6 protein-coding genes and 1 pseudogene are annotated in these 8,151 nt (G+C 57.9%); 3 read left to right on the top strand and 4 right to left on the bottom strand.

Going from position 1 to position 8,151, the window contains the following annotated elements:
- Window positions 1-848: 848 nt before the first annotated feature.
- Together E8A46_RS17700 and E8A46_RS17695 are read right to left on the bottom strand one after the other, a co-directional pair.
- A complete protein-coding gene (locus E8A46_RS17700) occupies window positions 849-2,546 on the bottom strand; it encodes a methyl-accepting chemotaxis protein (RefSeq protein ID WP_291563409.1) in 1,698 nt (565 codons plus the stop codon).
- A gap of 40 nt (window positions 2,547-2,586) precedes the next feature.
- Window positions 2,587-3,030: a cache domain-containing protein gene (locus tag E8A46_RS17695; RefSeq protein WP_291563412.1), complete on the bottom strand. Its 444-nt coding sequence runs from the start codon at window positions 3,028-3,030 to the stop codon at window positions 2,587-2,589.
- A 551-nt stretch (window positions 3,031-3,581) separates the two neighbouring features.
- On the opposite strand from E8A46_RS17695, the gene E8A46_RS17690 reads away from it, so the two are divergent.
- Together E8A46_RS17690 and E8A46_RS17685 are read left to right on the top strand one after the other, a co-directional pair.
- Window positions 3,582-4,166 carry a hypothetical protein gene (locus E8A46_RS17690; RefSeq protein ID WP_291563407.1) on the top strand — a complete coding sequence of 195 codons (585 nt, stop codon included), beginning with the start codon at window positions 3,582-3,584 and terminating at the stop codon, window positions 4,164-4,166.
- Window positions 4,167-4,350: 184 nt separating this feature from the next.
- On the top strand, window positions 4,351-5,286 hold the full coding sequence (locus tag E8A46_RS17685; protein ID WP_291563404.1) for a complex I NDUFA9 subunit family protein: 936 nt from the start codon (window positions 4,351-4,353) through the stop codon (window positions 5,284-5,286).
- A gap of 239 nt (window positions 5,287-5,525) precedes the next feature.
- Here E8A46_RS17685 and E8A46_RS17680 read toward each other — a convergent pair whose 3' ends face one another.
- A complete protein-coding gene (locus E8A46_RS17680; protein WP_291563402.1) occupies window positions 5,526-6,584 on the bottom strand; it encodes a histidine kinase dimerization/phosphoacceptor domain -containing protein in 1,059 nt (352 codons plus the stop codon).
- Window positions 6,585-6,700: 116 nt separating this feature from the next.
- Window positions 6,701-7,102, bottom strand: coding sequence for a helix-turn-helix domain-containing protein (locus E8A46_RS17675; RefSeq protein WP_291563400.1), 402 nt, complete (start codon window positions 7,100-7,102; stop codon window positions 6,701-6,703).
- A gap of 664 nt (window positions 7,103-7,766) precedes the next feature.
- Here E8A46_RS17675 and E8A46_RS17670 point away from each other — a divergent pair.
- Window positions 7,767-8,151 (top strand): annotated as a pseudogene (locus E8A46_RS17670) (integrase); the annotation flags it as partial.

Here is an 8,151-nt window from a genome sequence, read left to right as displayed (position 1 = left end):
GGCAAAGCGAATCGGCCAACATTTGTTTTCCATCGTCGATGCGGGAACACGACCCAAGGGTTATTGCGTGCTCAGTCACGATCACGAATTGGTTTATGCTTGGCAACCTAGTGATGGCGACGAAACCTGCCCCGAGCAGACCCGATGCTGACTGATGCAAGACTTCGAAGAGTTGGCTCGAAGCTGTTGGAGACTGCCCGTAAGCTCCTTCCAGGAGCGGTCCGTCGCGACTCTCTCAAGGAGATCGAGTGATTGCGGGCGCAGATATCCGCCCTGCAAGCCCCCGCTTTGTGGCCCCGACGCGCGTAACTGTGAGGCGTGTTTAAGAACTGACGTCGTCCGTCAGGTCCGAAAAGTGCCAAAGGGCGACATTGCGCGCCAGTTCGAGATGAAAGAGCCGCCAACTGAGGCGGCCTTACTTTAAAGCTACCGAGGCTTCGGACTTCAGCAGAGCACTTATCCGCGCACGAAATCTCCCGGTCTCCTTTAATGCCTCATGTCGACTCGGCCCCGGAGGTAGCTTGCGGGCGGCCTCCAATAATTTCGCGGCCATTTCTTCAAGATCTTGCATCTTGCACAATTTGCATTTCGCCGTGCGAACCACAAACAAATTAGGGGGTATCCCGTAGTTTTACGGCCCCCGTTTATTGTTCTGCCGTTACTCAAGCAGACTCATGTACTGAGCAAACGGTATCTCTACGCCTAACCAATCACACGGTCAGCGGCGACAAGCATAGGATTGCGGCACGGCGAGGCCGAGCGCCTTTTCGGTCTTGAGGTTGATGACGGGTTCAAACTTCGCCGGCTGCTCGATGGGCATCAGTTCGGTGGGATTTTGATGCAGAATTTCACGCAGCCCGGACGGTGGCGAGGAATTTGACCACTTCGGCCTTCAGGCGATTGTTTTCGCTCGAAAGCATTTGCGCTGATGAAAGCACTTGCGAGGATGCCGAGCCGGTATCGGCGGCGCCGCGGTTGACGTCGGCGATGCTGGTCGCGACTTGCGTGGACCCGATGGCTGCCTGCTGCACGTTCCGGGCGATTTCCTGGGTGGCGGCGCCCTGCTCCTCGATGGCGGCGGCGATCGCAGCGGCGATTTCGGAAACCCGCCCGATCGTGCCGCTGATCTCCTTGATTGCGGCAACCGAATCCTGCGTTGCCGCCTGCATTCCAGCGATCTGCGTAGAGATTTCGCTGGTTGCCTTTGCGGTCTGCGCCGCGAGCGCCTTGACCTCTTGCGCCACCACCGCAAAACCCCGGCCGGCTTCGCCGGCGCGTGCTGCTTCGATGGTCGCGTTCAGCGCCAGCAGGTTGGTCTGCTCCGCGATCGTGGTGATCAATTGGGTGACGTCGCCGATGCGGTTTGCAGCGAGCGACAATTCAACGATCCGCGCATCGGTCTTTTGCGCCTGATCGACCGCCTCATTGGCGATCCTGTTGGAATCCGCCACCTGGCGTCCGATTTCGTTGATGGAGCTGGCCATCTCCTCCGTTGCGGAGGCGACCGATTGCACGTTGGCGGAGGTCTCTTCCGAAGCCGTCGCAACGACCGTGCTGAGCTGCTGGGTTGCCGCACTGCTCTTGGTCAGAATAACGGCGGAATTTTCCAGCTCGCTCGATGCGGAAGTTACGTTCTCGATGATATTGCCGACCGCGGTCTCGAAACTCCCGGCCAGGCTATGAAGCTCGGCACGACGGGCGGCCTGCTGCTCGCGATTCTTCTCTTCGCGATCCGCGGTCTCGCGTTCGGCCTTGGCGACAGCCTGCACCTTGAATTCCTGAACAGCGTGGGCCATCTGGCCGACTTCGTCGCGGCGATCGAGGCCCGGCAATTGAACTTCAAAATTCCCGGCCGCCAGCTCACGCATCGCCCTCGACATCGCCACCACCGGGCGGGAAATATTCCGGCCAATCAGGAACGAAACGACGATACCTGCGAAAGCCACGACCAAAAGCACGACCATCGTCAACTGTTGCTGTTCCAGCTTTATCCCGGCACGCGCAATCGCGCGATCCTTGCTGTCACTGCTGCTCGTGATCAAATCGTCGGTCAGCTTCTCGATATCGGCAAAGCTTTTTTCCGCGCCCTTGATGAACATCAGCGCCGATCCGGCGTCACCATCGGCCATTTCGATCGCGTTTTTCGACTTCTTGAGATAGCCGGTAACGGCAGCCTTCAGCTTTTCAAGGGCCTCCGGCTTGAATTCGCCCCGAGCGCTTTCGACCGCCTTCAAGGCCTCCGAAATCCTGGTGGCGGCATCCAAGGCTTCCTTGGCGAAGGCCGCAACCTTCTTCTCATCCTTTTCATTGGCTGCGGTGGCTGCAAGACGATACAGCTTGGCATGCGCCGTCCACGCGGCGGTGGTAAGATCGTTCGCAAGTTCCGATTGCCGGACCGGTCCTGAGACGAGCGCGTCGACCGCGGCCTGATTCGACCGCAACGCAAGCAAGGCGTAGGCGCCGACGCCGAGCAGAACTAGCATCAGGAGACCGGGCGCAAGCTGAACCTTCCAGGACAGGCCGATGTTTTTGATCCAGCCGAACATACCACCCCCTCAATGCGACGATCGACCCACAACGCTGGTGTCAGTTCTTGTAAATGCCCGCACACACCGCGGTGTTTTCCAGCCTTTCACAGTACATCTCTTTCGGCTCGACTTTCTTGGTCACCGGATTGACGAACTTGTAGTCCTGCCAGAATGAAGGCTGCTTGGCAGCCATTTCAACGCGCTCCTTGACGAAGAGCTTGCCGTCGACGTCCTGCGCATCGCTCATGTCCTTGCCGACGAATTTTGGGTTCGAGCCATGGGCCAGCACCTTGCCGTCGAACTGATAGACGACGACGTACAGGTCGCGATCGATGAATTTGGCGTCCTTGTTGGTAAATTCGGGGTAGGCCTTATCGGGACCCTGCTCCTTGATGGAGGCGACCGCCTTCTTGACCATCGCGATGGCATCATCCTTTTTCGCGCCATCCGCCGCAGCGGCGGCCCCGACGCAAACGAGCGTGGCTGCGAGAGCGGAAATCAGCGGCTTCCTTGACCAAGTGTTCACGTTTTATCTCCGATCGGAGCCACCTCACACATCAGAATTGTCATGGAAGAGAGAACTATCCGTTAAGATGCCTATCAATAAGCCAACTGATCCTGGATGTGCCGGCCCGTGCGCATCTCGAAGGCCGAGTCAATTAGAAATTGAAACCACCGAGTTGACCGGCGACATCCACGACTTCGTCGATGTGGACCATAGGAAGAGACTTGAATTCGACGCTTTTGGGAAAAGGCCAGATCTATCGATCCCGCCAAGCGTAAGCGATGACCTGAAGCAGTGAAGGCGACAACAATGCACTGATGCCCAAACGGCTTCATGTCCGAGATGGGTCATTCGCTACCGAAATTGATTGTTCGGGTTACGTCCGCTTTTCCCCTGATAGCGACCACATTGCCGACGCACCGGATCGCCGGGTAAAATTGGGAATTTACGGAGTGACCGAAGCGAACCCCGGTTGACCCTCGCAGCCGCGGCACCTACCGTCTGCGCTCGCCTTCTTTGAATCGATGAAATCTTTGCGGAGCTTCTCCATGAGCGATCAGGTCGTCGGCGTTGCGCCTCGCACGGCCTCGCCGGTCCGCCGCTGGTATGTCGTCGCTGCGGTGCTCGCTCTGGTAATGATGGTTCTCGCGATCCAATACGGCAGCGACTGGCTGTTGAATTTCCTCCACGTGATGACCGGCGCGCTGTGGACCGGCATCGACCTGTTCATGGGTTTTGTGGTCGGACCGGTGCTCAAGCGGCTACCGCTCGAAGCCCGCCGCGCCATGATCTCGGGGCTGGTCCCGCGAACGCTGTTCCTGATGCCGACGGTCAGCATCATCACCTCGACCACCGGTTGGTTCCTCGCCAAACGAATGGGTTTTCTTGATGTCGGCTACCCGGAGTTCCATTGGGTCATCGCAGCCCTCGTCATCGTGACGATCCTGACTATCCAGGGCACGGGAATCCTCTTGCCGACAAATCTACGCCTCTATTTCGAGCTGCAGAAGCCAAATCCGGACAGCGCCAAGATCGGGCGCTGGATGCGCTGGTTCGTGGCCGTGGTGGCGATCCAGGGCACAATGCAAATCGCCATCTTCGTGGTTATGGCGAAGTTCGCGACCGGGCTGTAGCGCCCTACCCAACTCGTGGCGTGTCATTGCGCGGCGACGAACAACGTAGCAGCCGCCATCATCGTAGTAGTCGTTGTACCCGCGTAGTAGGGATAATATCCGTCGTAGTAGGGCGCTGACCGCCCGGATTGATCCCTCAGCCAGCAGCAGCGAGAAGCTCCGACATGAACTGGCGAATTTGAGCATGGCGGCAACGAACGGTCGGACCGTCACAGTATTTGGTGGAACCGGGTTTCTCGGCAGCCGCGTCGTTCGACGTCTGCGCAACCGCGAATTTAACGTTCGGATTGCGTCACGGCATCCGGATCGGGGGCACAGGCAATTTGGTCCTGATAATCCGCTACTTCAATCCGTCGAGGCCAACATTCACGATGAGCGGTCAGTCGCGGAGGCCCTTACCGGCGCTTACGGCGTGGTAAATGCGGTCAGTCTTTACGTCGAGCACGGACAGGAGACTTTTCATTCCGTGCACGTCGAGTCTGCCCAACGAATAGCGGCTCAAGCGCGCCGAGCCGGAGTCGAACGGCTCGCTCACGTTTCAGGAATCGGAGCCGATGCCGCCTCACAATCGCGGTACATCCGAGAGCGCGGAGAAGGTGAACTGGCGGTCCGGGCCGCGTTTGCCGACGCACTTTTCATCCGTCCGGCAGTGATGTTCGGACCGGACGACGCGTTACTCACCACCATCCTCAAGCTCCTACAACGGCTTCCAATCTATCCGATGTTCGGCCACGGCTCGATGAGATTGCAGCCGGCCTTTGTGGAAGATGTGGCGGAGGCGATTTCTCGGGTCATGCAGCGAGCCGAGGCGCACCCGACGATCTTCGAGTGCGGCGGTCCTCGCGTCTACTCTTACGAGGAATTTCTCAGAGCCGTTGCGTACCAAGCCGGCCTCAAGCCTATCCTGATTCCAATCCCATTTGCTGCTTGGCAAGCACTGGCATGGATCTCCGAAATGCTCCCGAATCCACCCGTCACTCGTAATCAGGTAGAACTGATGCAGATCGACACCGTGTCATCGCCGGGGATTCCCGGGTTTGGTGAACTTGGCATTTCGCCGCACTCGGTCGAGGAAATACTCCAGAAGATGTTATCGGGTATCCCAGGGGCATTGGCATGACTCCCGCGGCAGATCTTGATTTGCCTCTCCGGGACTAAGCGACAGGCCGCCATGTGTTGCTGTCGCCATGGCGTCGAAGTCCGCTTTTCAGCGCATTACGGACTCACCTCAGAAATCGCGCCACTTCCGAGAAGTGCCATGAACGGACTCATGCACCGCAGCAAAGCTCCATCATTCAATCACCTTATCGGCGCGAGCTGCAACATCCTGGTCTGTTGGTCGATTGAGGTTCACCGTCTTCACACGACACGGGGCATCTTTGCCAAAAAAGTGGCGTGAGTGACCGACACGGTCGTTCCCTCTGGGCCGGTCAAAGTTTCAACCTTGGCATCAAGCTGTTGCGCGAGCGCCTTGACGATGCCTGTGCCGAGTCCGGTTTTTGGTTGAGCAAAGACGTGGTCCGGCTCGCTAACCCCGTTGTCAGAGATCGAAAGCTTCCAATCTGTTCCGGAAACATCATATGCAACGGTAATCTGCCCATCTTTTGTATTTTCGCTGAATGCGTGCTTTAGAGAATTTATTACAAGTTCTGTAGCGATTAATCCGAGGCTCTCGGCCTGGCGGGAAGTCGCACTGCCGCCTTCACCAGACACTTTGAGCGAGATTGGCCGGTTCTCGCCGATCATCGAGGTCGCGAGGGCCTCGCACAGCCTTGAGAGATAAGGCCCCATTTCGACGGACCCGCTGGTCGCAGATGCGTGGAGGTGTTGCTGTACGGCCGCAACTGACATGACCCGCTTGTGAGCGTCTCGCAGATGGACGCGCGTCTCTTCCGAGTCCACCGTCTTCGCTTTCAACAAAATTATGCTGGCAATAATTTGGAGGCTATTAGCGACACGGTGTTGAATTTCCTCAAGCAATACGTCCTTCTGTCGCAGCAGGTCGTCCTTTTCGCGCTCCAAGACGCGCTGCCGAGTGACATCCTCTATACCAAGCAGAATAGTCGTGTGGGAGCCTTTCTCGTAGAACACCTTGCGGGCGTTCAAGCACATCGTGCGTGGTCCGACGTTGGGAAAGTCATATTCGACCTCAAAGTCCTCCATCACGCCGTGCTCGGGTACGATCTTTTCCAGGTGCAAGCGAAGCTTCGGAATGTCCCAGTGACCGTCGCCCAATTCGTAAAGCAGCCTTCCTTCGGTATCTTCGGGTCTAACCTTAAATGTCCGATAGAAAGAGCGGCTCGCGGTGATCACGCGCAGGTCTTGGTCGAGCACCAAAACCGGTTCACGAACCGTATCTATGATCGCCTGAGCAAACGCGCGCGCTGCTTCGATCTCGGTTAACTGATTTTCGGCCAAGTCGGCCCCCAAGCAAACCCCGGAGGAGCCAGCCATCAGCCCCGCGGTTTACCGATGATGCGCCAGTTGGGATGGGCTGTCGGTAATGTACATTACCGATTGAGCGGCTGACTTTGCTACACGTATGTTTTAGGAAGGTGAGAAGCGACGCGCGCTCGGACCAACTTATAGCACTCGCAAGAGGCCTCTATGAGACCCTGCCGATCGAGTATCGTGATTTGCTGTCGGCCACGCTCAATCAAGCCTGCACGTTCCAACTCTCCGGCGGCATTCGTGATGGTCGGTCTCTGAACGCCCAGCATTTCGGCGAGAAGGCTCTGGCTGATCGGCAGTGCGTCCCCATCACTGCGGTCACGCATCATGAGCAGCCAACGCGCCAGCCGCTCCTTGAGGCTGTGCGCACCATTGCACGCTACAGACACCATGACCTGCTCGAGAAAGGCCTGTACGTAAGCGTACATAAGACTACGGAAGGCCGGCATCGACTCCATGGCCCGCGTGAACGCTGCGCGCGACATCTTTGTTGCGCTCCCCGGGATTTGGACGAGAAGCCGGACGGAAGTACTCTTGGCACCGAAGATGGCTTGTATACCCGTGCAACCCTCCCGACCGATTGTTGCCATCTCAATGACACTGCCGTCCGCGTAAACCGCTACCACCGAGACTACACCGCTGTCTTGGGAAGAATACATGGTGGAGCGAACTGTCGGCGTCCATGAGGACCTGTCCGCGTTGGCAGCGAATTTGTTCAAGCTCCGGCATAAGCTGCTTGAGATTGCGGGCTGGCAGGGCGAGTAAAAGCCGATTGCAGGGCCAATTTGGGCTACTCATACCCCGTAAACTCCGTCAGCTCGCTTTAGTTGCAAGACAACGCGCGACATCGCTCTTAAGCCCTCGGTCAATGAATGCCGGGCCCTGAGCGAGCCGCACGCCGTTGCCGCCGTCGCCCGTCGGCACACCCGCCGATTGATCCCAATCGCTCTTGCATGGAGTGCGCAGAAATCTTGATTTCTGCGACTTCGGCTGACTAGTTACGATGTCCGGTTGGGGTCAAACGCTACAGCTGATTTGCCGCTGGGCCGGACGCGAAGTCCGCTTTGGCCCGAAAACCGACCTGATTCCAATGCCTAATCCGGTGGCACATGCTTCTCGTCCTCTGTAACCGAGCCGAGGAGTATGGCCATGCAGGATCAAGTGAATGCGACCCCAGCGCCCAAGCGAGTGCCGTGGAACAAGGGCAAGCTAACGGGGGCAAAACCGCCGCTGCGCCCCAAACATGTTTGGTCGATCCGGACGAAACTCCAGATCGAAGGCCGCGCTCGCGACTTGGCCATGTTCAATTTGGCAATCGACAGCAAGCTTCGCGGCTGTGATGTCGTCGCCATTCGGGTCGAGGATGTCGCCGCAGGCGGATACACGGCCGATCGCGCAACGGTCCGACAAAAGAAAACTGGGCGACCCGTCAGATTTGAATTGAGCGAACAGACCCGCCAGGCGGTCGATGACTACCTAAAGGCGACCGGCAAACGGCCCGGCGAGTTCTTGTTCACCGGCCGTCGTGGTCCTG

It is taken from the genome of Bradyrhizobium sp. (assembly GCF_004799445.1).
Lineage (GTDB): Bacteria > Pseudomonadota > Alphaproteobacteria > Rhizobiales > Xanthobacteraceae > Bradyrhizobium.
This window is presented reverse-complemented; position numbering and strand designations above follow the sequence as displayed.

Excerpts from the sequence above, each read along its gene's own strand:
- E8A46_RS17700 (WP_291563409.1), bottom strand. The coding sequence starts at position 2,546 with ATGTTCGGCTGGATCAAAAACATCGGCCTGTCCTGGAAGGTTCAGCTT.
- E8A46_RS17690 (WP_291563407.1), top strand. The coding sequence starts at position 3,582 with ATGAGCGATCAGGTCGTCGGCGTTGCGCCTCGCACGGCCTCGCCGGTC.
- E8A46_RS17685 (WP_291563404.1), top strand. The coding sequence starts at position 4,351 with ATGGCGGCAACGAACGGTCGGACCGTCACAGTATTTGGTGGAACCGGG.
- E8A46_RS17675 (WP_291563400.1), bottom strand. The coding sequence starts at position 7,102 with ATGTCGCGCGCAGCGTTCACGCGGGCCATGGAGTCGATGCCGGCCTTC.